Below are 22,417 nucleotides of genomic sequence, written 5' to 3'. Positions count from 1 at the left end.
GCGCGCTCGAGTTCGTGAGCGACGGGCTCGTGCACGCGGTGTTCCCCGGCCTCGTGATCGGCTACGTCGTCTCGGGCCGGGAGGGCCTCTACGCCGGAGCCGTCGTGGCCGCGGTGATCGCCGCCGTGGTGCTCACGCTCGTGAGCCGCCGGGCCGGGTCGTCGGATGCTCCCACCGCCATCGTGCTCACCGGCATGTTCTCGATCGGCATCATCGTCGTCTCCACCCAGAGCGACTACGTGGGGCAGCTCGACCAGCTGCTCTTCGGCCGCCTGCTCACGGTGACCGACGCGGATCTCGTGCAGACCGTCATCGTCTCCGCCATCGCCCTCGTGCTCGTGCTCGTCACCCTCAAGGGCCAGGTCTACCGCGCCTTCGACGTCACCGGAGCCGCCGCCGCGGGCTACCGGGTGCTCGGCCTCGACCTCGTGCTCAACGTGGCCATCGCGCTCGTGGTGGTGGCGGCCTCCAACGCCGTGGGCAACCTGCTCGTGCTCGCGGTGCTCATCGTGCCGGGTGCGGTGGGCCGGCTCGTGGCCGGTCGGATCGGGCTGATCTTCGCCATCGCCGGCGCGTTCGCGGCGCTCGCGGGGTGGCTCGGGCTCTCGGTGGCCTTCGCGCTCTCGGTGGGGGCGGGCATCCCGGCGCCGAGCGGGGCCACGGTCGTGCTCGTGGTGGTCGCGGGCTACCTCGTGGTGCTCGTGGTGCGGGTGGCGGCGGATGCGCTCCGGCGGGCGCGCGCCGGTGGCGGAGTGCCGCGCATGGACCACGACCACCCCCGAGCCGGGCGGGTGCGCTGATGGGCTACTACGAGCGCGCCCTCGTGATCGCGATCCTGCTGGGCGTGGTCTGCGGCCTCGTCGGCACCGTCGTGGTGCTCCGCCGCCGCGCCTTCTTCACCCAGGCGCTCACCCACGCCACCTTCCCGGGCGCCGTGCTCGCGGCGGCCCTCGGCGTCAACGTCATGCTCGGCGCCTTCGCCTCGAGCGTCGTGCTGATCATGGCGATGACCCTGCTCGGCCGGGTGCGCCGGCAGGGCTCGCAGGTCGCATCCGGAGTCGTGCTCACCGCCGGGTTCGCCCTCGGGGTGTTCCTGCAGGCGTTCTTCCCCGACCTGCCCATCCACGTCGACAGCTACCTCATCGGCTCGATCCTCAACGCCACCGACGCCGACCTCGCGGCCACGGCCACGGTGCTCGTGGTCGCGACCGTGACGCTGCTGCTCACCGGCAAGGAGATCCTGTTCTCCACGCTCGACCCGGCGGGCTTCCGGGCCGCGGGCTACCGGGAGTGGGTGGTCGAGGCGATCACGCTCGCCCTCGTGGTGATCACGGTCGTCACGGCCATGCCGGCGGTCGGCGCCATCCTCGCCCTCGCGCTCGTGGCCGCGCCCGCCGCCGCGGCCCGCCTGCTCGCGCGCACCACCACGCAGATCTTCGTGCTCGCGCCGGTGATCGGTGCCCTCTCGGGCGTGATCGGGGTCGTGGCGTCCCGCGGCCTCGGGGTGGCGGCCGGAGCCTCGATTTCGCTCACAGCCGCGCTGTTCTTCGTGCTGGCCCTGGGGATCTCCCGGCTTCAGCGGCTACGGTGGAAGCGGCCGGCCGGAACGTCGTCGGCGGGAACGGAAGAGGCGGTGCGGTCGTGAAGCGCAACACCTGGCAGCGGGAGGCCGTGCGCTCGGCGCTCGGCACCCAGATGGGCTTCGTGAGCGCGCAGGGACTGCACTCCTCGCTGAAGAACTCGGGCTCGCACATCGGGCTCGCCACCGTCTACCGCGCACTCGCCGACCTGGCCCAGGAGGGCGAGGCCGACTCGCTGCAGTCGCCCGAGGGCGAATCGCTCTACCGCGCCTGCTCGCTCGAGCACCACCACCACCTGATCTGCCGCAGCTGCGGTCTCACCGTCGAGATCGAGGCCGACGAGGTCGAGGAGTGGGCGCGCCGCACCGCGCAGCAGCACGGCTTCAGCCGGCCCGAGCACGTCGTCGACATCTTCGGCTTCTGCTCGGCCTGCGTTCCGCCCACGCACGCCTGATGGTGTAAGCTTCACAAGTTGGGTGGAATCCTCCGCCCATTGCGGGTCGCGCACGGTGCTCGAAAGAGCATGGCACGACCTGTCGACAAGTCATCTTGGGTGAAGCACTCGCTTCACGGTAACCAACGGAGGAAACAATGGCAGCAGTGTGCCAGGTGACTGGAGCCGTTCCCGGCTTCGGTCACAACATCTCGCACTCGCACCGTCGCACCAAGCGGCGCTTCGACCCGAACGTGCAGAAGAAGACGTACTACGTGCCGTCGCTCCGCCGTAACGTGACCCTGACGCTGAGCGCCAAGGGCATCAAGGTCATCGACGCCCGCGGCATCGAGTCCGTGGTCAAGGACATCCAGGCTCGGGGGATCAAGCTCTAATGGCAAAGCAGCAGGACGTCCGTCCCATCATCAAGCTCCGCTCGACGGCGGGCACCGGTTACACCTACGTGACCAAGAAGAACCGTCGCAACAACCCCGACCGCCTCGTGCTGAAGAAGTACGACCCGGTCATCCGCAAGCACGTCGACTTCCGAGAGGAGCGGTAAACACATGGCTAAGAAGAGCAAGATCGCCCGCAACGAGCAGCGCAAGGTCATCGTGGAGCGGTACGCCGCGAAGCGCCTCGAGCTGAAGAAGGCCCTCGTGAGCCCCACGTCGACCGACGAGGAGCGCGAAGCCGCTCGCCTCGGTCTGCAGAAGCTCCCCCGCAACGCCTCGCCGATCCGCGTGCGCAGCCGCGACGCCGTCGACGGCCGCCCCCGCGGTGTCCTCACCAAGTTCGGAATCAGCCGTGTGCGTTTCCGCGACATGGCTCACCGGGGCGAATTGCCGGGCATCACGAAGTCCAGCTGGTAAATTACCCCCGGTCGAACAGACCAACCGAACTGGCCCGCGAGGCCGGGTCCGTTCCATGTAAACAGCTGCACCCGCAGCGAAAATGTCCGAGGAGGACACTTAATGGCTGACAAGTCACTCAACAAGACCGAGCTCGTCGCAGCCGTCGCCGCCGCTTCCGGCCAGACGCAGGCTTCCGTCAACGAGGTCCTCGACGCTCTCTTCTCGACGCTGGCCGACTCGGTCGCCTCCGGCACCAAGGTCACCATCCCGGGCTGGCTCGCCGTCGAGCGCACCTCGCGTGCCGCTCGCACGGGCCGCAACCCGCAGACCGGTGCCACCATCGAGATCCCCGCCGGTCACTCGGTCAAGATCTCGGCCGGCTCCAAGCTGAAGGCCGCCGCCAAGTAACTCGGGCTGCACACACACGAAGGCGTCGACTCCGGTCGGCGCCTTCGTCGTTCCCGGGGGCCTCTCCACCGTGCGAGTGCTCAGGATGCGCCGCGTACAGTAGTGAGGTGCTGAGAGTCGTACGCATCGCCGGGCCGGCCACGCTCGTCGTGGTCGCCTTCGTGGCACTGCTGACCGGCCTCGCCATCGGCGGCGGCGCCGCCCCGCAGCTGCTCGAGGACCCGGGCGAGGTCGTGCGCTACGGGCTCCCGATCGCGAAGCTCCTCGTCAACCTCTCGGCCGCCGGCATGATCGGCGCCATCGGGCTCGCGCTCTTCGCGATCGCGCCCGAGAGCCCGTCGTTCACCCGCTCCCTCGACGTCGCCGCGGCATCCGCTGCCCTCTTCACGATCGCCTCGGCGCTCACCGGCTTCTTCAGCTACCTCAGCGTGACCGCCAGGGCCCTGAGCTTCGACGACTCGTTCAGCCAGGGGCTCGGGCAGTTCCTCACCCAGATCGAGCTCGGCCAGGCCTGGCTCGTCACGACCCTCATCGGCGCGGTCGTGACCGTGCTGTGCTTCGCTGTGCGGAACCTCACCGCGCTGCTGTTCGTGGGGGTGCTCGCGGTGGTCGCGCTCGTGCCGATGGCGCAGCAGGGGCACGCCGCCGGCACCGACGGCCACGACGCGGCCGTCGCGGCGCTCGGCCTCCACCTCGTGTTCGCCGCCGCCTGGCTCGGCGGCCTGCTCGTGATCGCGCTGCTCAGCCGCGGGCTCGACACCCCCCGCCTCGTGACGGTCGTGAGCCGCTACTCGTCGGTGGCGCTCGTCTGCTTCATCGTGGTGGCGGCATCCGGCTACGTGAGCGCCGAGCTCCGGATCGGCTCGCTCGACCGCCTGCTCACCCCCTACGGCCTGCTCGTGCTCGTCAAGGTCGGTGCGCTCCTGGCGCTCGGCCTGTTCGGGGCGGTGCACCGCCGCTTCGTCATCCGGAAGCTCGCCGGCACCGGTCGTCGCCGGCACTTCTGGTGGCTCGTGGTGGCCGAGCTCGGCTTCATGGGGATCGCCACAGGCTTCGGTGCCGCCCTCGCCCGCACGGCCACGCCCATCCCCGAGACCGTGCCGCCCGAGCAGACGGCCGCGCAGATCCTCACGGGCGAGCCGCTGCCGCCCGCGCTCACGGCGTCGACCTTCCTCGCGCAGTGGAACTTCGACCTCATCTGGATCCTCGTCTGCGCCTTCGGGATCGTGTTCTACCTGGCCGGCGTCATCCGGCTGCACCGGCGCGGCGACCGCTGGCCGTGGTACCGCTCGGTGCTCTGGGTGGCCGGGCTCCTGATGCTGTTCTACGTGACCAACGGCGGCCTGAACGTCTACGAGAAGTACCTGTTCAGCATGCACATGTTCGGGCACATGACCCTCAGCATGGCCATCCCGGTGCTGCTCGTCTCCGCGGGGCCCGTGACCCTCGCCCTCCGCGCCATCAAGAAGCGCGACGACGGCACGCGGGGGTTCCGGGAATGGATCCTGATCGGCGTGCACTCGAAGTTCGCGACCGTCGTGGCGAACCCCATCGTGGCGGGCGTGCTCTTCGCCACGAGCCTCGTGGCCTTCTACTACACCCCGCTCTTCCGCTGGGCGATGGAGAACCACATCGGGCACGAGTGGATGATCGTGCACTTCCTGATCGTGGGCTACCTGTTCGTGCAGGCCCTGATCGGCATCGATCCGGTGCCCTACAAGCTGCCCTACCCGTTCCGGCTGCTCCTCCTGCTCGCGACCATGGCGTTCCACGCCTTCTTCGGGCTCGCGCTCATGGAGGGCGACGGGCTCCTGCTCTCGGACTGGTACGGCGCCACCGGTCGCGACTGGGGGCCGAGCGCGATCGACGACCAGCGGGCCGGCGGCGGCATCGCGTGGTCGATCGGCGAGGTCCCGACCTTCGTGCTCGCGCTCATCGTGGCCGTGCAGTGGTCGCGCAGCGACAAGAAGGAGACCACGCGGCTCGACCGGAAGGCCGACCGAACGAACGAGGCCGAGCTCGGCGAGTACAACGCCATGCTCGAGGAGCTCGCGCGGCGGGACGGCCGGCCGTGAGCGAGTCCGCCGATCCGGGAGTCGATCCGCACTGCCCGGTCTGCGGCTCGGTCGTCTTCTTCGAGTCGCTCCCCTGCCCCGGCTGCTCCACCGAGCTCGGCTTCCACCCGCCGTCGGGCTCGTTCCGGCCTGTCGACCAGGATGCGTCGTGGCAGCCGTGCGTGAACCGCCCCCGGCGCTGCAACTGGCTCGCGGAGGCCGATGAGCCGAGCGGGAAGTGCCTCAGCTGCCGGCTCACCCGGCGCCGCCCGCCGGACGACGACGAGGTGGCGCTCGGCAAGCTCGCGACCGCGGCCGTCGACAAGCGGCGGCTGCTCGTGCAGCTCATCGATCTCGGCCTGCCGATCGAGCCCTACTACGACAAGGAGGGCGGGCTCGCGTTCGACCTCGTGTCGAGCGTGGGCGGGAAGCCCGTGACCATCGGGCACGCGGACGGCGTGATCACGATCGACCTCGCCGAGTCGCTCGACGCCCACCGCGAGGCGCTGCGGGTGCGGCTCGGCGAGCCCTACCGCACCATGCTCGGGCACTTCCGGCACGAGATCGGGCACTACTTCCAGCCGATCCTGCTCGACGAGCCGGGGGCGGCCCCCGGCACGGGCGAGCGCTGGGACGAGTGCCGGGCGCTCTTCGGCGACGAGCGCGCGAGCTACAGCGACGCACTCGACCGGCACTACCGCGACGGGGCGCCCGAGGGCTGGATCGGCGAGTACATCTCGGACTACGCCACGATGCACCCGTGGGAGGACTTCGCCGAGACCTTCGCGCACTACCTGCACATCACGGGCACGCTGTCGACGGCCGCGCACGCCGGTGTGGTGCTGCGCGCCGAGCGCATCGGCGGCTTCGACCACGGCGACGTCGAGCCCCGGGTGTCGTACCGCCACGCGGGCTTCGACGCTGTGCTCGCGGACTGGCGCTGGCTCTCGCTGATGTTCAACCGCGTCAACCGTTCGATGGGCCTGCGCGACCTCTATCCGTTCGGGATCGTCGCGCCGGTGGCGAAGAAGCTCGCCTTCGTGCACCGGCTGGTGCAGCGGACGCGCTAGCCTCGGGGGCCGAACACGATCGCGCCCTCGGCGTCGATCGAGAGCGAGAAGGTCGTGTCGAAGGCCACGAGCTCGTCGCGCGTCGAGACCGTGCCGTCGAAGAGCGAGCGGATGTCGACCTTCACGCGCGCGGCGCCCGCCGCGTTGGGCACGACCCAGCTCTCCTGGCCGGCGAGGATCGTGAGCACGGGGTAGGCCTCGATCGACCACGAGGGCTCGGAGGCGATGCGGTCGTCGACGTCGAGCCCGAAGGGGCACCCGGGCGGGTAGAGCAGCGGCTGCTCGGCGCAGGAGTCGAGGAACTCGTCGACCGTCGCCTGCACCGTGCTCACGAACGTGGTGGTGGGCTGCACGTCGACGATCGCGCTCACACTCGCGGAGGGCTTGGTGGCGGTGAGGCGGGTGGGCAGGGCACCGAGGTAGGTGGAGCGGTGCGAGAGCATCGTGAGGCTCGGCACGAGCAGCTCGTACTCTCCGCTCGCCCGGAACTCCCCGGGCGCCCCCACGGCCACCCGCGTGGTGCCGGCCAGGATGTCGGCGGCGTGCGAGACCGTGATGCCCGCGTGGGCCGTGGGTGAGCGGGAGAACTCCCACTCGGGGAAGAACAGCCAGCTCGTGCCGGTCTGCACCACGTCGAACTCGGTCTGGCCGGGCACCTTCACCGCGGCGCTGCCGTCGTCTCCCCCGGCGGCGAGCGTGTAGGAGTAGACGATGCGGTGCCGGCCGGGCACGATCTCGGTGTCGCTGACCTCGCTGATCGCCTCGAGGCGGCTGAGCGCATCCGGGACCACGAGCGAGGCCGAGCCCGTGCCCGGCTCGTCATCGGTGCCGAGATCGACCCCCGGGGTGGCGAGGGCCGCGTCGACGTCGTGGTCGGCCAGGGCCTCGAGGTACATGCGCACGAAGGAGGAGGCGCTGTAGAGCTCGCGGTTGAGGATGCCGATGGCGGCGAACACCGCGGCCAGCGTGAGCAGCAGCAGACCGGTGTAGATCACGATCGAGCGGTGCAGCGCTGTGCGCTTGTCCACAACGGCCGGATCCATGTGCACAGTTTAGGCGGCGGCCGGGATCCCGCCCGGCGGCGCGGTAGATTGGCCTGATGGCACGTCCCACCCTCTCGGCCGAGCAGCAGCGGGTGTTCGACCTCATCGAGGGCACGCGCAGCCACGTCTTCGTCACCGGTCGGGCCGGCACGGGAAAGTCGACCCTGCTCAACCACCTCTCGTGGAACACCGAGAAGCAGCTCGTCATCTCGGCTCCCACGGGGGTCGCGGCGCTCAACGTGGGCGGGCAGACCATCCACTCCCTCTTCAAGCTGCCCATCGGGGTCGTGGCCGATCACGACATCGAGCAGAACCGCGAGGTCAAGAAGCTCCTCAACACCATCGACACGCTCGTGATCGACGAGGTGTCGATGGTCAACGCCGACCTCATGGATGCGGTCGACCGATCGCTGCGCCAGGCGAGGCAGCGCCCGCTCGAGGCCTTCGGCGGCGTGCAGGTGGTGCTGTTCGGCGATCCTTACCAGCTGGCACCCGTGCCGGGCGACAGCGACGAGCGGGCCTACTTCAAAGACCACTACCGCTCGATGTGGTTCTTCGACGCCAAGGTGTGGGAGGAGACGGAGCTCGAGATCGTCGAGCTCACCGAGATCCACCGCCAGCACGACGACCAGTTCAAGTTCATGCTCAACGCCGTGCGCTTCGGCATGGTCACCAAGGAGATCGCCGACGTGCTCAACAGCACGGGTGCGCGCTCGCCCGCTCCCCCGAGCGCCATCACCCTCGCCACGCGCAACGACTCCGTCAACCGCATCAACCAGTCGGCGCTCGGTCGACTGCCCGGCCGCGTGCTGTCGGCCAAGGCCGAGATCTCGGGCGACTTCGGGGGCCGCGCCTATCCGGCCGACGAGAAGCTCGAGCTGAAGGTCGGCGCCCAGGTGATGTTCCTCCGCAACGACGCCGAGCAGCGCTGGGTGAACGGCACCGTCGGCACGGTCACGAAGATCTCGTCGACGGTGTGGGTGGAGGTCGACGGCGAGGTGCACGAGGTCGACCCGGTGGCCTGGGAGAAGCACCGCTACTCCTACTCGGCCGAGTCGAAGAAGCTCACCAAGGAGGTGATCGGCGAGTTCACGCAGTTCCCGCTGCGCCTGGCCTGGGCCGTCACCATCCACAAGTCGCAGGGCCAGACCTACGACGAGGCGGTCGTCGACCTCGGCAGCCGCGTGTTCAGCCCCGGGCAGACCTACGTGGCGCTCTCCCGCCTCACCTCCCTCGACGGCCTCTACCTCACGCGCCCGCTCCGCCCCTCCGACATCATCGTCGACCCGGCCGTGCAGTCGTTCATGGCGAGGCGGGCGGGCCCTCCGACCCCCTGAACGGGGGCGTGACCTGGGCCTCGGGCCGCCTCCGGCGACCGGTACCCTTCGAGAGGAGGGGACAGACATGGCTACACTGCTGTACCGCATCGGCCGATTCGCCGCACGACGGAGCATCGCCGTGATCGTGGGCTGGGTCGTCGTGCTCGGCCTCGCCATCACCGGCGCGGGTGCGCTCGGCGGCACGATGTCGTCGTCGTTCGCCATCCCGGGAACCGAGTCGCAGACGGCCATCGACATGCTCGACCAGCGGTTCGCCGCGGCGTCGGGCGGCTCGGCGAAGGTCATCTTCGTTCCTCCGGCCGGCAGCACCGTCGACGACTTCGAGGATCAGATCGGGGCGGCGGTCACCGCTCTCACACCGCTCGAGCACGTCACGAGCGTCACGAGCCCGTTCTCCGCGAACGCGACGGCCCAGATCAACGACGACCGCACGATGGCCTACGCCACGGTGCAGTACGACGTGGCCTCCACCGAGCTGACGGCGGCGCAGAACGAGGCCGTGGTCGCGGCCGGCGACGACGCCGCCACCGACGGTCTCGAGGTCTACTTCTCAGGGGTCACCGACGCCCCGGAGGCGGCCGTCGACTACACCGAGGCCGCCGGCCTCATCGTGGCCTTCATCGTGCTCCTCATCACCTTCGGCTCGCTGCTGGCGGCCGGCATGCCGCTCGTCACCTCGATCATCGGCGTCGCCGTGACCTCGACCTCCATCACGATCGTCTCGGGCTTCGTCTCGATCTCGTCGACCGCTCCCCTGCTCGCCACCATGCTCGGCCTCGCCGTCGGCATCGACTACGCGCTCTTCATCGTGGCCAGGCACCGCACGCAGCTCATCCACGGCATGGATCCGAAGGAGTCGGCGGCCACAGCCGTCGCCACCGCCGGCAGCGCCGTGGTCTTCGCGGGCCTCACCGTCATCATCGCCCTGCTCGGGCTCTCGGTGGTGCAGATCCCGTTCCTCACGGTCATGGGGGTGGGCGCCGCCATCTCCGTCGTCATCGCCGTGCTCGTGGCACTCACCCTGCTGCCCGCCGTGCTCGGTCTCTTCGGGCGCCGGCTCATCCCGAAGCCCACCTCCCGTGCCGCCAGGCGCGAGCTCGCCTCGAGCGACCCCACCTCGACCAAGCGCACCCTCGGCGCCCGCTGGGTGGCGCTCGCCACCGCGAAGCCCGTCATCACGGTCGTGGTGGTGGTCGTCGGCCTCGTGATCGTCGCGCTGCCGGCCGCGTCGCTCCGGCTCACCCTCCCCGACGCGAGCTACAACCCCGAGGGCTCGATGTCGCGCGAGGGCTACGAGCAGCTCACCGACGGGTTCGGGGCCGGCTTCAACGGGCCCCTGCTCATCACGGCCGACATCTCGACCATCACCGACCTCGCCCCCGCCCTCGACGCCCTCGAGAGCCAGTTCAGCGGCCTCGCCGACGTGGCGAGCGTGAGCAAGGCCATCCCCAACCCCACGCTCGACATGGCCATCGTCTCGATCATCCCCTCGAGCGCGCCCGACAGCGTGCAGACCGAGCAGCTCGTGCACACCATCCGGGATGCCGCACCCGCGTTCGAGGAGGCCAACGACTTCACCTACATGGTGACCGGGCAGACCGCTCTCGGCATCGACGTCTCCGCGCAGCTCGCCGACGCCCTGCTGCCGTTCGCCGTGGTCGTGGTGGGGCTCTGCATCATCCTGCTCACGATCGTGTTCCGCTCGCTCGCCGTGCCGATCTCGGCCACCATCGGCTACCTGCTCTCGGTGGCCGCGTCGTTCGGCATCGTCACCGCGGTGTTCGAGTGGGGCTGGCTCGCCGACGTGTTCGGCGTGGCGAAGGTGGGCCCGGTGATCAGCTTCTTCCCCATCCTCCTGATGGCCGTGCTCTTCGGCCTCGCCATGGACTACCAGGTGTTCCTCGTCTCGCGCATGCGCGAGGAGTTCGTGAAGACCGGGGATGCGCGCTACTCGGTCACGCACGGCTTCATCGGGGCGGCCCGCGTCGTGACCGCGGCGGCCTGCATCATGTTCGCGGTCTTCGCGTCGTTCGTGCCGGGCGGCAACGCCATCCTGCAGCCGATCGCCCTCGGGCTCGCGGCCGGCGTGTTCATCGACGCCTTCCTCGTGCGCATGACCTTCATCCCCGCGCTCATGATGCTGCTCGGCCGGGTGGGCTGGGCCATCCCGAAGGGGCTCGAGCGGGTGCTGCCGAACGTCGACCTCGAGGGTGAGGGCGTGCGCGAGATGCTTGACGCGGTGGCCTGGCGGCCGCTCGTGGGCGGGGCGGCTGCGGTGGATGCGCCGGATGCAGCGGATGACGCAGGCGTGAGCGCGGATTCCGGCGCCGGCGATGCGCGGCCGTTCGCCGTGGCCGCCGAGCGCGCCGTGGTGGAGGCCGCCGCCGAGGGCGCTCTCGTGGCGCCGTTCTCGGTGCGCGCCGAGACCGGATCGCTCGTGGTGGTCACCGGATCCGCCGGCACGCATCCGGAAGCCGTCGCCGCGGCCATCACCGGTCGCCAGCGACTGCTCGAGGGCCACCTGCGGGTGCTCGACCGGCCGCTGCCGGTGCACGCGGCCGTCCTCCGCCGGCACAGCGTGCTGGTGGCGCGGCCCGTCGAGGGCGACCTGCTGCCGGAGCGCGTGCCGCTCCGGCGACTGCCCACCGGCGCGCTCAGCGTGGTGGAGCGACTCGAGCACGAGGTCGGCGAGGAGCTCCGCGAGCTGTGGGGTCGCGAGCTCGCCGCGGAGTGGATCCGCCAGGTCGCCGTCGCCACGGCCTCCGCCGGAGCGGGATCCCCCTCTGTCGGTCGGCGGCGCGCGGCGCGGGTGCGGCTGATCGCCGTCGATGCCACGGGCATCCCGACCGCCCACCTGCAGCACGCGCTCGCCGTGATCGACCAGGCGCTCCCGCTCGAGACCACCCTCGTGGTGGCGCACCACGGCGCCCGCCTCGAGGCGGGCACGCGGCCGGTGCACGTGATCGCGCTCGCCGCGGTGAAGCCGGAACCGCCCGCTCCCCTGGCGCCTCCGTCGTCAGCCGGCCCCGAGCATCCGGAGGGCCCCGACTCGCCCACCGACCAGAACCCCCGAGAAGAGGTGACCGCATGACGAGCCTCCGCTCCCTCGTGCGCCGCGGTGACAGCGGCGCACTCTCACCGCTCGCGCGGCGAGTGGCCGTGGTGCTCGCCGTGCTGACGCCGCTGCTCATCGCGGGTGTCGCCGTGACCGCGCTGCACTCCGACCCCTCCGCGAATGCGGCCGCCGGCGCCCTCCCCGCGCCGACGTCGACCGGCACGCCCACGCCCTCGCCGACGTCGACGGGCACGCCCGGCCCGGCCGCCGGCTCCGACGCGGCCGCCGCTCCCCTGCTTCCGGCCGCTGTCGTGAACCTCGACGCCATCGTCTACCTCGACGACGGCGCGATCGTGCCCGCCGACCCGTCGAACCCGAACCAGGCGGGCACGCCCGTGGCCGCCGGCAAGGGCCTCGTGAGCGAGCTCACCGCGGGCACCTCGGGCCAGGGCTTCAGCTGGACCGTCACCGACGCCGACACCGCGTCGGCCGGCCTCGCCTCGGGGCAGTTCGCCGCCGTCGTCACGGTGCCCGCCGACTTCTCGGCCGCCTACGTCTCGACCGCCACGAGCGACCCCGTGCAGGCGCAGCTCGACGTGCAGACCAACGGCGCGAACAGCTACGTGACGGGCCTGCTCGCCAGCGCGCTCTCGACCGACCTGCAGGCCACCCTCTCCACGAAGGCGACCGAGCAGTACGTGACGGGCACCCTCGGGGCCTTCACGGAGCTCAGCACGCAGCTCGGCCAGGCCGCAGACGGAGCCGGCCTGCTCGCGCAGGGCGCGAACACCCTCGCCGGCTACACCGGTGACCTCGCGACCGGTGCCGCCGGCGCGGCGAAGGGCGGCACCGACCTGAACACGGCCGTGCAGGGCCTCGCCGTGGGGATGCGCGAGATCGCGGTCGGCACCGAGGATCTGCCGGTCTACGCCGGCTACATCGCCGCCGGGTCGACCGGGGTGACCGACGGCATCGCGCTCGTGAAGGACCGTCTCGCCGAGGAGACCCTCGAGAGCTACGCGATCGACCAGCGGCAGAAGGATCTCGAGGCCGACATCGCGGCGCTCAGCGCGGCCGTGCCCGACCTGACCACCGACGAGATCCAGGCGCGTCTGGCCGGTCTGCAGGACACCGCCGCCGGCATCCGCGTGGCCTCCTTCGGGGTCACCCTCGGACTCGGCTTCGACGCGCTCGGCGTCACGGGACTCGAGGCGTTCTCCGCCCAGGTCAGCACCGGCAGCGCCGCCTTCGCGGCCGACCTGCCCCTGCTCACGACCACCCTCACCACGGTCGCCGACGGCACCGACGAGCTGGCGCTCGGCACGGCAGGCCTCGCCAAGGGCCTCGGCGATCTCTCGACTGCGGCATCGGGCATCGCGGGCGGCACGACGGAGCTCGCCGGCAAGATGGGCGAGCTGGCCACCGGGCTCGGCGAGGCCGCCGCGCAGATCCCGAGCTACACGACCGATCAGCAGACCACCATCTCGACCGTGGTCGCCCAGCCGATCGTGACTGAGCAGAGCGACCTGAAGGCGCCGCCCTCCCCCGCGGCGGCCATCGGCGCCGTCGCCGTGCCGCTCGCGCTCTGGATCGGCGCGTTCGCGATCTACCTCCTGCTCGCGCCGTTCGGGCGCCGCGACCTCGCGTCGACCGCGTCGACCTTCCGGGTGGTGATCGGCTCCCTCGTGCCCGCGGCGCTGCTCGCGCTCGTGCAGGCCGCGGTCGTGGCCGTGGTGCTCTTCGCGGTGGGCGCCCAGCCCGCCCACCTGGCCGGAGCCATCCTGTTCTCGTTCGTGATGTCGATCAGCTTCGTGATGCTGCACCAGGGGCTCGTGGCGCTGTTCGGGCAGGCCGGGCGGCTGATCTCGCTCGCGCTCGTGGTGGTGCAGGTCGCGGCCGCCGCGGTGATCGTGCCGAACGGGCTGAGCTCTCCGCTCTACACCGGGCTCGCCGAGCTGCTGCCGCTGTCGCATGCCATCGCGGGCATGCAGGCGCTCATCGGCGGCGGATCGCCCGCCACGGCGGGACGCGAGGCGCTCGTGCTGCTCGTGTTCGCGGCGATCGGGCTCGTGCTCTCGCTCGTCGCGGTCACGCGGGCGAGGTCACGGAGCACCGTGCCGGCGGTGGCACCGCAGCTCGCCTGAAGCGTACCGACTCCCACGAGTGGGCAGAAACGGCTCGAAATCGTGCCCCACCTGAGCCGAAAATGCCCACTCGTGGGAGGCGCAGCTCAGGCGACCTGGGCGGCCTTCGCGTCGGCGAGGTCGAGGAAGAGCTCGGTGTTGAAGCGGTAGGCCACGAGCACCTCGTCGATCACGCGGTCGCGCTCCGCGTCGTCCCAGTCGACGGCGTCGAGCTGGGTGCGGTAGGTCTCCTTGAACTCCTTCGGCTTGGCGATGTCGCCGAAGAGGTAGAAGCCCACGCCGTTGGTCTCGAAGCCGAACTGGCGCTGCATGAGGGTGCGGATGATCTGCCCGCCCGAGAGATCGCCGAGGTAGCGGGTGTAGTGGTGGGCGATGAAACCGCCGTTCCAGGTGGCCGCGACCTCGTTGATGCGCTGCACGTAGCGGGCGGTGGTGGGCAGCGGGGTGATCTGGTCGCGCCAGTCGTCGCCGATCAGGAAGCGCAGGTCCTCCACGATGGCGGGGAGGCGCGTGAGCTTGGGCGAGATGAACGCGGCGGCCACCGGATCGTTCTTCATGCGGTCGGCCGCGGCCTCGAGGGCCTCGTAGATGAAGAAGTGCTGGGCCACGAGCGCGATGTAGTCGTCCCGCGTGCCCTTGCCGCTCATCAGGTCGGTCATGAAGCCCGCACCCTCGGAGTCGCTGTGACCGGTCCAGGTGCGCTCACGGAGAGCTTGCGAGAAGGGGATTACAGCAGCCATACGATCAGTCCAAGACGCTCGAGACGAAGTTAGTGTGCCCTAACTTTAGCGGAGGAACGCGCCGGAAATCCTACGAGTTTGTTACGAATGCGGCCGGGGCTCGATTCCGAGGGCCGCGCAGGCGCCGTCGTAGAGCGCCACGATCTCGCGGCGCACCTCGCCGCGCTCGGTGATGGGGCCGGCGGGCCAGGTGACGGATGCGCTCCGCACGGCTCCGCCGATCGTCACGTCCCACACTCCCCCGTCGCCGTCGAGGCCCGTCATTGTGGCCGACTCGGCGGCGGGGTCGACGAAGGCGCGGGCGATGAGCAGGTTGTCGTCGGTGTGGTCGCCGTTCATGTGGCGGAGGATGGCGTCGACGATGTCAGGCGAGAAAGTGGTCACGGCACCACACGCTAGTCCAGGAGCTGAGCCTGCAGGAAATAGGTCGAGCGGGCGAACGACAGCGCGGCGGCGTTCCGGTCGAGCAGCGTCTGCACGGTGGCGTTCGCGAATCCCTCGGTGGTGCCGGAGTAGCGGTGCTGGGTCACGGGGGTGCCGTGCTCCTTGAGGCGGCTGAGGAACTCGTCGGCGTCGTGCCCCTGCGGCCAGCGCGGGTCGTCGGGGCGGTGCACGAGCACGGGGCAGGGGATGAGGCCGGCCTCCTCCTCGGTGAGGGAGGCGTAGTAGACCACGACCGCATCCACCGCGCCCTGCTGGGCGAGGCGGAGGGCGAGGTGGCCTCCGATCCCGAGGCCGATCACGCCGGCGCGCGGCGCATCCGGGCCTGTCGCGGCGGTCGCGCGGCCGAGATCGAGGGCGGTCTCGAGCGCCGCCACGGCGAAGCCCTCGTCGAGGCCCGTCGCGAGCTCGGCGGCGCCCTCCGGATCGATCGTCGCGAGGCCGTCGAAGAGATCCGGCACCTGCACGAAGAAGCCCTGGTCGGCGAGGGCCCGCGCGTAGGCCTCGAGGTAGGGCAGCCGGCCGTAGGCGTCGTGCACGATCACCACGACGGGCCGGCCGGCCTGGCCGAACTCGAGCGGCCAGCCGGGCGAGGGGATGTCGACGAACTCGGGCATCAGCGCCCCTCCGCCCGCTCGATGGCCAGGTGGGTGCGGTGCATCGCGGTCTGGGCGAGCGCCGAGAGCAGGTGGAAGCCCGCCAGGTTCTCGAAGCCGGCCGTCCAGTGGATGCGCTCGGCGTTCTGCCAGATCGAGGCATCCGGAGCCCGCGCGAGCACGGCGGCCACCTCCTGCGAGCGGCGGAGGTGGTGGCGCCTCGTGGTGTCCACGCGCTCGGCGAGGCCCGTGAAGCGGTAGCCGTGGCCGGGCAGCACCTGGTACCCAGGGTCGTCGGCGGTCTCGACCCTGGCGAACGGCTCGAGTGCCTCGAGGGAGCGCAGGTAGTCGCCGATCGCGTCGGGAGTGGGGCCGCCGAGGCCGATCCCGGGGAACATCGTGGGCAGCAGGTGGTCGCCCGTGAAGAGCATCCGCTCGGTCGTGTCGACGAGGGCGATGTGACCGGGGGTGTGGCCCGGAGTCGGCAGCACGCGGAGCGCCCGGCCGGGGATCTCGAGCAGCTGGTCGTCGTCGAGCAGCACGTCGGCGTTCACGGCACGGGTGCGCTGCACGCCGGAGTCGGCCATGCCGGCCGCCGCGGCTTCGAGGGCTTGTCGCGCCTGGTCGGGCACTCCCCACTCCCCCAGTCGCGCCCTCGTCGTGGCCGCCCGCGAGGGCTCCGCCTCGGCCAGCCGTCTGGCCGCCTCCTGGTCGGCCCGGTGCAGGGCGAGCGGCACGCCGTGCTCGCGCTGCAGGTGCTCGGCGAGGGCGAGGTGGTCGACGTGGAGGTGGGTCACGATCGTTCCGGCCAGATCGGCCTCGGAGTGCCCGGTGCACGTGAGCAGGGCGCTCAGGCGGGCGCGGTTGGCGCCGCCGGCGTCGTCGACACCGGGGTCGACGAGGTGGAGCCCGCCCCGCTCGTCCTCGAGGAGGTAGCTCAGCGTGAAGCGGGGCGGATGCTCCAGCCCGGTGGGCTGCGGCAGCATCCAGAGGCCCGGCCCGATCGTCTTGGCCCGTGGCACGCCTCCGCCCTCCGCCTCGGCGCGCTGCTCCTCAGGGTCGAGGGCCTGGAGGGGCCGGAGGAGGTGCGCGGGGCGGCCGGGGGTCACGGCAGTCGGGCGATCGTGTCGAGGAAGAGCCGGGCGAAGCGGGGCACGTCGACGTCCAGGGCGACATCGATCGGATGCGCGGCCGCCGGTCCGTCGCCGTGGACGGTGTCCTCTCCCGCCCGCTGCCGCCGGTCGACGACCGTCTGACCGCGGCTGTGCCCGGCGAGCTCGACCCGCACGGGGAGGCGCTCCACGTGCAGGGCCCCCGGGTCGACGAGGGCGCACACTGCTCCGGCATCCCCGATGTGCCCTCCGTAGGAGGAGTTCACGGGGTCGTCGGCCATCTGGAAGTGCAGCAGCGCCCCCGCGAGCCGGCCGGAGGCGGTGGGGCCGTCGCGGAGCGCGTCCGCATCCGCTTCGTCGATGGTGACCTGGTTGAAGACGTCGAGCCCGTACATGAAGGCGGGCACGCCGGCATCGAGAGCGATCGCGGCGGCCTCGGGGTCGTGCCAGACGTTGAACTCGGCGACGGGGGTGGCGTTGCCGCCGGACGCGGAGCCGCCCATGAAGAGGATCCGCTCGATGCGGTCGGCCACCTCGGGGTGCTGGCGGAGCAGCAGCGCCAGGTTCGTCTGCGGGGCGAGGGCGATGATCGTGACCGGAGCATCACTCTGCATCAGCAGGTCGTGCAGGAGGTCGATCGCGTGCCGGGGGTCGGCGGACCTGGCCGAGCGGGGGAGCCCGAGATCGCCCATGCCGTCTGAGCCATGAACGTGCGACGGCCGCGACGGCTCGATCAGCGGCCTGCGGGCCCCCGCAGCGACCGGAATGTCAGGGGCGCCAGCGGCGTCGAGCACGGCCAGCGTGTTCGCCACGACGTTGTCGACCGATGTATTCCCCTCAACGCATGTGATGCCGAGCACCTCGATCTCCGGATGCGCGACCGCCATGAGGATCGCCATCGCGTCGTCGACCCCGGTGTCGACGTCGAGGATGACGCGCCAGGTCATCGCGGAGTGCGGGTCGACCAGAGGGCCAGGGCCACGAGCCCCGGCTGGAAGAACAGGCGCGCGAACCGCTTGCCGTCGGTGTCGAGCCCGAACGCGCTGCGGCGGTTCACCCACTGCGAGACGTTGCCGGGGAAGATCGCGCTGAAGAACACGGCGGCGACATTCCCCACGGCCTCCTTCTGCTTCGGCAGCACGAGGAACGACAGCCCGAGGGCGATCTCGGCGACGCCCGAGGCGAGCACGACCTGGTCCTCGCCCTTGGGTGCGAGCTCCTTCGCGAACCCGGGCACCTGCGCCTTGAAGTCGTCGCGCGCGAACGTGAGGTGGCTGACCCCCGCGAACACGAGGGCGAGCCCGAGGCCCACCCGGCCGAGCGTGCGGGCGACGGAGCGCTTCTTCGGAGGAGTCATGAACACATCCTGCTCCCTGGAGCACCCGATGGCGAATGTCTCGTGGAGCGGATGACGGGAATCGAACCCGCGCTATCAGCTTGGGAAGCTGAAGTTCTACCATTGAACTACATCCGCGACGTCCGGCCTGAGCGCGGACGAGAGCCATCATAGCGCGTGGACGCGCCGCTACACTGACTGCGTGCTCCTCTCCGACCGCGACATCCGCACCCAGATCCGTGAGAACCGCGTCAGCCTCGAGCCGTTCGAGGAGGCGATGGTGCAGCCCTCGTCGGTCGACGTGCGGCTCGACCGCTACTTCCGGCTGTTCGACAACCACAAGTACCCCTTCATCGATCCCGCCGAGGATCAGCCCGAGCTCACCCGCCTGATCGAGGCGAAGCCCGACGAGCCCTTCATCCTGCACCCCGGTGAGTTCGTGCTCGGCGCCACCTACGAGCGCGTGGGACTGCCGGACGACATCGCCGCCCGGCTCGAGGGCAAGAGCTCGCTCGGCCGGCTCGGGCTCCTCACCCACTCGACCGCCGGCTTCATCGACCCCGGCTTCTCGGGGCACGTCACGCTCGAGCTGTCGAACGTGGCGACGCTGCCGATCAAGCTCTGGCCGGGCATGAAGATCGGCCAGCTCTGCTTCTTCCAGCTCTCGAGCCCCACCGAGAAGCCCTACGGCTCGAGCGAGTACCTCTCGCGCTACCAGGGCCAGCGGGGGCCGACGGCCTCGCGCTCGCACCTCAACTTCCACCGCACCGACGTGTCGGCCACCGACGACGGCAGCCTCGGCGGCTAGAGACCCGCGCCCCTACTGGTGCGCGCCGCCCGGCAGCCCCGCCGCACCGAGCCGCGTCGCGCCGCGCGACCGGGCACGCTGCTCCTCGAGCGCCTCGGCGAAGGCGGCCTCCCAGTCGGCGGCCACCTCGATGCCGAGACGCCTGGCCTCCTCGACCGACAGCTCCTTCGGGAACCCGTGGGTGTCCGAGAGCCGGAACACGTCCGTGCCCGTGAGCGTGCCGCCCTGGTACTCCGCGAGAGCCACGAGACCGCCCTCGAGCGTGCGCCGGAACGAGTTCTCCTCCTTCACGAGCACCGCCACGACCTCGTCGCGCGACGCCGCCACCTCGGGGTAGTCGGCGGCGTAGAGGTCGGCGATCACCGGCACGATCTCGGCGAAGAAGTTCTCGGTGAGCCCGAGCGAGAGGGCGAGGCGGATGGCGCGGCGCAGCAGCCGGCGCATCACGTAGCCCTGCTCCTTGTTGGAGGGCCGCACGCCGTCGACCGCGAGGAAGGTCGCGCCACGGAGGTGGTCGGCGATGATCCGCATCGAGGCGGTCTCGTCGTCGTAGGAGCGGCCGGTGAGCTCCTCGAGCTTGGCGATGATGGGCCAGAGCAGCGAGATGCGGAACACGTCGTCCGAGCCGATCGACGCGGCCGCGATGCGCTCGAGCCCACCGCCGAAGTCGACGTTCCGCTTGGCGAGCTCCTCGAAGCTCCCGTCGGGCAGGCGCCGGTACTGCATGAACACCTGGTTGCCGATCTCCATGAACTGGCCGCCGTCGCTCGCGGGGTGCGCCTTGCCGTAGGCGGGATCCTGGTGCTCCGCCCCGAAGTCGTAGAACACCTCGCTGTCGGGGCCGCACGGGTCGCCGATGGGCGTCGCCTCGAGCGATCCGCCGCGCGACCACCAGTTCTCGCCGCCGTCGTAGAAGAAGATGCGCTCGCCGGGGAGCACGCCGCGCCGGTCCCCGTCCTCCTGCGAGCCGATCTCGGCGATGCCGTTCGAGACGCCGCGCTCGCCGAAGACGGTCGCCCAGATGCCGGCGGCCTCGTCGTCGCGCGGGATGCCGTTGGCCGGGTCGCCGATGAAGCAGGTCACGTAGATGTGCTCGGGGTCCAGGCCCACGATGTCGACCAGGAACGTGAAGAACTGGCGGATCTGCTCCTCTTTGAAGTAGTCGCCGAGCGACCAGTTGCCGAGCATCTCGAAGAAGGTGGTGTGGCGGTTGTCGCCCACGTCGTCGATGTCCTGGGCCCGCACGCAGGGCTGGCTGTCGGTCAGGCGCTGCCCGGCCGGATGCTCGGCGCCGAGCAGGTAGGGGAGCAGCGACTGCATCCCGCTGCCGTTGAAGAGCGTGCTGGTGTCGCCCCGGGGCACGAGGGGTGCGCGGTCGATGACCGTGTGCCCGTTCTTCTCGAGGAAGGCGAGGTAGGAGTTGCGGATGTCGTGGGCGTCCATGCCCTCAGCATGGCAGAGCCGACCGCCCGCCCGGCAGCGCCCATCGTGGGGCCACGAGGGTCAGCGGGCCGGGAGGTCAGAGGGTCAGCTGGGGGAGCTGGAGGGCGAGCCAGGGGCTGAACGCCCACGGCGTGAGCGCGACGGAGTGCTGCAGCTCGACCGCGTCGGCCCAGCGCCACTCGGCCACCTCGGCCGGGTTCGCCTCGATCGGGCCCGCGGCGCGCGCGATGTAGACCGGGCAGATCTCGTTCTCCACGATGCCCGAGGCGTCGATGGCGAGGTAGCGGAAGTCGGGGAGCGTGAGCTCGAGCTCGGCGATCTCGAGACCGAGCTCGGTGCGCGCCCGGCGGAGCACGGCCTCGCGCGGATCCTCGCCCGGGGCCGGATGCCCGCAGAACGAGTTCGTCCACACCCCGGGCCAGGTGAGCTTCGACAGCGCTCGCCGCGTGACCAGGATGCGCCCCTCGTCGTCGAAGACGTGGCAGGAGAAGGCGAGGTGCAGGGGAGTGTCGTCGGTGTGCACCGAGAACTTGTCGGCCGTGCCGATGGGAGCTCCGTCGTCGGAGAGGAGGATCACCTGTTCGGTCTTGGCGCTCATTTCACTATTGTCCTTTATTACTTGGCAACCATGTAACCTGGGGAAGGTGGACACGCACGATCTGGTCGCGGTGTCGGAACGCCGACAGCAGCACGTCGAGCGGGTTCTGGCGGCATTCTTCAGCGACTCCCAGTTCCGTGCGAAGGCCCTTGGTGCCCCCTACGCCGCGCTCTGGCAGACCCTCGAACGCAACTCCTCGGGGGGCAAGCGCTTCCGCCCCCGCATGGTCATGGCCGCCTACGAGTCCCTCGGGGGCACCGACCTCGACGCCGCGGCCCATGTGGGTGCCGCCTTCGAGCTCCTGCACACCGCCCTCATCGTGCACGACGACGTGATCGACCGCGACTTCGTGCGGCGCGGCGGCCCCAACGTCTCCGGCAGCTACCGCGACATCGCCACGACCGCCGGCATCCCGCTGCCCACCGCCGAGCACCGCGGCATGTCGGTCGCGATCATCGCGGGCGACCTCGCGCTCTTCAACTCCTACCGCCTGATCGACAGGTCGGGGGTCGACGGCCTCCTCCGCACGCGCCTGCACGACATCCTCGACGAGGCGATGTTCGTCTCCGCCGCGGGCGAGCTCTACGACGTCGACTTCTCCATCCGGGCCGAGCCGCCGACCGTCGACGAGATCATCGAGATGGAGGCGCTGAAGACCGCCGGCTACTCCTTCGAAGGGCCGCTCGCCGCCGGTGCCGTGCTCGCGGGCGGGTCGCCCGAGGCCGTCGCCGCGCTGTCGACGTTCGGCCGCGACATCGGCATCGCCTACCAGATCGTCGACGACCTCCTCGGGGTCTTCGGCGACGAGGATGCCACGGGCAAGACGACCCTCGGCGACCTGCGCGAGGGCAAGCGCACGGTGCTGCTAGCCCACGCCGTGGGGCAGCCGCAGTGGGCCGAGGTCTCCGATCTCTTCGGTCGCCCCGACCTCACCGCGCAGGAGGGTGATCGCATCCGCACCGTGCTCGAGGAGATCGGGTCGCGCCGCTTCGCCGAGGCGCTCGCCCGCGATTTCGCCAACCGCGCGTGGGAGGCTCTCGTGTCGGACGCCCTGCCCGAGAGCGTGCGCGAGGAGTTCCGGCCCATCGTGGCCTCGGTGCTGGGCCGGGTGCGATGAGCGCAGCGCGCCGCTTCTCCGGCGATCCGTCGCTCTACGACCGGGTGGCCATGGAGACCTCCTCGATCGTCATCCGCCGCTACTCGACCTCGTTCGGCCTCGCCTCGCGGCTGCTCGCCCACCCCGTGCGGCAGGACGTGGAGAACATCTACGGCCTCGTTCGCCTGGCCGACGAGGTCGTCGACGGCGTGGCGGCCTCCGCCGACCTCGAGCACGAGCGGATCGCCGCCTGCCTCGACGCCCTC

Annotated in this window: 24 protein-coding genes and 1 tRNA gene; 15 read left to right on the top strand and 10 right to left on the bottom strand. The window is 70.8% G+C overall.

The annotated features are described in order from the left end of the window. The 9 genes from Q0D57_RS14335 to Q0D57_RS14295 form a co-directional block, all read left to right on the top strand. Positions 1 to 800 (top strand): metal ABC transporter permease (locus Q0D57_RS14335; RefSeq protein ID WP_291045229.1); only part of this gene is annotated, 800 nt, incomplete at its 5' end. Beyond that, positions 800 to 1,645 (top strand): metal ABC transporter permease, encoded by an 846-nt coding sequence (locus tag Q0D57_RS14330; RefSeq protein WP_291045227.1) that lies wholly within the window; start codon positions 800 to 802, stop codon positions 1,643 to 1,645. The genes Q0D57_RS14335 and Q0D57_RS14330, both read left to right, overlap by 1 nt. Next, positions 1,642 to 2,034 carry a transcriptional repressor gene (locus Q0D57_RS14325; protein ID WP_291045224.1) on the top strand — a complete coding sequence of 131 codons (393 nt, stop codon included), beginning with the start codon at positions 1,642 to 1,644 and terminating at the stop codon, positions 2,032 to 2,034. The genes Q0D57_RS14330 and Q0D57_RS14325 overlap by 4 nt, the downstream gene beginning before the upstream one ends. Before the next feature lie 137 nt (positions 2,035 to 2,171). Beyond that, positions 2,172 to 2,408: a 50S ribosomal protein L28 gene (gene rpmB, locus Q0D57_RS14320; protein ID WP_259525652.1), complete on the top strand. Its 237-nt coding sequence runs from the start codon at positions 2,172 to 2,174 to the stop codon at positions 2,406 to 2,408. Beyond that, the gene (gene rpmG / locus Q0D57_RS14315) at positions 2,408 to 2,575 is read left to right on the top strand and encodes a 50S ribosomal protein L33 (RefSeq protein WP_259525653.1); all 168 of its coding nucleotides are present in this window, start codon (positions 2,408 to 2,410) and stop codon (positions 2,573 to 2,575) included. Before rpmB ends, rpmG begins: the two co-directional genes overlap by 1 nt. Positions 2,576 to 2,579: 4 nt before the next feature. After that, complete coding sequence (gene rpsN / locus Q0D57_RS14310) at positions 2,580 to 2,885, top strand: 30S ribosomal protein S14 (protein WP_290805300.1); 306 nt, start codon at positions 2,580 to 2,582, stop codon at positions 2,883 to 2,885. A 102-nt stretch (positions 2,886 to 2,987) separates the two neighbouring features. Beyond that, positions 2,988 to 3,275, top strand: a complete 288-nt coding sequence (locus tag Q0D57_RS14305; protein WP_022897485.1) for an HU family DNA-binding protein — start codon at positions 2,988 to 2,990, stop codon at positions 3,273 to 3,275. A gap of 107 nt (positions 3,276 to 3,382) precedes the next feature. Then, a complete protein-coding gene (locus tag Q0D57_RS14300) occupies positions 3,383 to 5,350 on the top strand; it encodes a cytochrome c oxidase assembly protein (protein ID WP_291045219.1) in 1,968 nt (655 codons plus the stop codon). Beyond that, positions 5,347 to 6,399: a putative zinc-binding metallopeptidase gene (locus Q0D57_RS14295; protein ID WP_291045217.1), complete on the top strand. Its 1,053-nt coding sequence runs from the start codon at positions 5,347 to 5,349 to the stop codon at positions 6,397 to 6,399. The genes Q0D57_RS14300 and Q0D57_RS14295 overlap by 4 nt, the downstream gene beginning before the upstream one ends. Here Q0D57_RS14295 and Q0D57_RS14290 read toward each other — a convergent pair. Beyond that, positions 6,396 to 7,442 carry a hypothetical protein gene (locus tag Q0D57_RS14290; protein WP_291045215.1) on the bottom strand — a complete coding sequence of 349 codons (1,047 nt, stop codon included), beginning with the start codon at positions 7,440 to 7,442 and terminating at the stop codon, positions 6,396 to 6,398. The genes Q0D57_RS14295 and Q0D57_RS14290 overlap by 4 nt on opposite strands. A 56-nt stretch (positions 7,443 to 7,498) precedes the next feature. On the opposite strand from Q0D57_RS14290, the gene Q0D57_RS14285 reads away from it, so the two are divergent. The 3 genes from Q0D57_RS14285 to Q0D57_RS14275 all read left to right on the top strand — a co-directional run bounded on the left by Q0D57_RS14285 (position 7,499) and on the right by Q0D57_RS14275 (position 13,981). Then, on the top strand, positions 7,499 to 8,779 hold the full coding sequence (locus tag Q0D57_RS14285; RefSeq protein WP_291045213.1) for a DEAD/DEAH box helicase: 1,281 nt from the start codon (positions 7,499 to 7,501) through the stop codon (positions 8,777 to 8,779). 67 nt (positions 8,780 to 8,846) lie between these two features. Beyond that, on the top strand, positions 8,847 to 11,873 hold the full coding sequence (locus Q0D57_RS14280; protein WP_291045211.1) for an MMPL family transporter: 3,027 nt from the start codon (positions 8,847 to 8,849) through the stop codon (positions 11,871 to 11,873). Next, positions 11,870 to 13,981 (top strand): YhgE/Pip family protein, encoded by a 2,112-nt coding sequence (locus Q0D57_RS14275; protein WP_291045209.1) that lies wholly within the window; start codon positions 11,870 to 11,872, stop codon positions 13,979 to 13,981. Before Q0D57_RS14280 ends, Q0D57_RS14275 begins: the two co-directional genes overlap by 4 nt. 86 nt (positions 13,982 to 14,067) lie before the next feature. Here Q0D57_RS14275 and Q0D57_RS14270 read toward each other — a convergent pair whose 3' ends face one another. The 7 genes from Q0D57_RS14270 to Q0D57_RS14240 all read right to left on the bottom strand — a co-directional run bounded on the left by Q0D57_RS14270 (position 14,068) and on the right by Q0D57_RS14240 (position 18,344). After that, positions 14,068 to 14,721, bottom strand: a complete 654-nt coding sequence (locus Q0D57_RS14270) for a biliverdin-producing heme oxygenase (protein ID WP_291045207.1) — start codon at positions 14,719 to 14,721, stop codon at positions 14,068 to 14,070. Positions 14,722 to 14,802: 81 nt separating this feature from the next. Then, positions 14,803 to 15,105: a DUF2470 domain-containing protein gene (locus Q0D57_RS14265; protein WP_291045205.1), complete on the bottom strand. Its 303-nt coding sequence runs from the start codon at positions 15,103 to 15,105 to the stop codon at positions 14,803 to 14,805. A gap of 11 nt (positions 15,106 to 15,116) precedes the next feature. Beyond that, positions 15,117 to 15,779 carry a dienelactone hydrolase family protein gene (locus Q0D57_RS14260; protein ID WP_291045203.1) on the bottom strand — a complete coding sequence of 221 codons (663 nt, stop codon included), beginning with the start codon at positions 15,777 to 15,779 and terminating at the stop codon, positions 15,117 to 15,119. Beyond that, complete coding sequence (locus Q0D57_RS14255; protein WP_291045201.1) at positions 15,779 to 16,867, bottom strand: MBL fold metallo-hydrolase; 1,089 nt, start codon at positions 16,865 to 16,867, stop codon at positions 15,779 to 15,781. Before Q0D57_RS14255 ends, Q0D57_RS14260 begins: the two co-directional genes overlap by 1 nt. After that, entirely contained in the window at positions 16,864 to 17,817 is a 954-nt protein-coding gene (locus Q0D57_RS14250; protein WP_291045197.1) for a nucleoside hydrolase, read from the bottom strand. Before Q0D57_RS14250 ends, Q0D57_RS14255 begins: the two co-directional genes overlap by 4 nt. Then, entirely contained in the window at positions 17,814 to 18,227 is a 414-nt protein-coding gene (locus Q0D57_RS14245) for a hypothetical protein (RefSeq protein WP_291045195.1), read from the bottom strand. The genes Q0D57_RS14250 and Q0D57_RS14245 overlap by 4 nt, the downstream gene beginning before the upstream one ends. A gap of 43 nt (positions 18,228 to 18,270) precedes the next feature. Continuing rightward, positions 18,271 to 18,344: transfer RNA gene (locus Q0D57_RS14240), tRNA-Gly, on the bottom strand. Positions 18,345 to 18,408: 64 nt separating this feature from the next. Between Q0D57_RS14240 and dcd the strand changes: the two genes are divergently transcribed. Beyond that, positions 18,409 to 19,014, top strand: coding sequence for a dCTP deaminase (gene dcd, locus Q0D57_RS14235; protein WP_291045193.1), 606 nt, complete (start codon positions 18,409 to 18,411; stop codon positions 19,012 to 19,014). A 12-nt stretch (positions 19,015 to 19,026) separates the two neighbouring features. Here dcd and Q0D57_RS14230 read toward each other — a convergent pair whose 3' ends face one another. Together Q0D57_RS14230 and idi are read right to left on the bottom strand one after the other, a co-directional pair. Further along, positions 19,027 to 20,457, bottom strand: coding sequence for an alanine--tRNA ligase-related protein (locus Q0D57_RS14230; RefSeq protein WP_291045191.1), 1,431 nt, complete (start codon positions 20,455 to 20,457; stop codon positions 19,027 to 19,029). Between the two features lie 76 nt (positions 20,458 to 20,533). After that, complete coding sequence (idi, locus tag Q0D57_RS14225; protein WP_291045189.1) at positions 20,534 to 21,055, bottom strand: isopentenyl-diphosphate Delta-isomerase; 522 nt, start codon at positions 21,053 to 21,055, stop codon at positions 20,534 to 20,536. Positions 21,056 to 21,101: 46 nt separating this feature from the next. Between idi and Q0D57_RS14220 the strand changes: the two genes are divergently transcribed. Further along, on the top strand, positions 21,102 to 22,172 hold the full coding sequence (locus tag Q0D57_RS14220; RefSeq protein ID WP_291045187.1) for a polyprenyl synthetase family protein: 1,071 nt from the start codon (positions 21,102 to 21,104) through the stop codon (positions 22,170 to 22,172). Further along, the coding region (locus tag Q0D57_RS14215) for a squalene/phytoene synthase family protein (RefSeq protein ID WP_291045185.1) at positions 22,169 to 22,417 on the top strand (249 nt) is incomplete at its 3' end. The genes Q0D57_RS14220 and Q0D57_RS14215, both read left to right, overlap by 4 nt.

The sequence above is a fragment of the Herbiconiux sp. genome (assembly GCF_023264895.1).
Taxonomy (GTDB): domain Bacteria; phylum Actinomycetota; class Actinomycetes; order Actinomycetales; family Microbacteriaceae; genus Herbiconiux.
The sequence above is the reverse complement of the archived record's forward strand: the minus strand, read 5'-3'. Positions and strand labels throughout refer to the sequence as shown.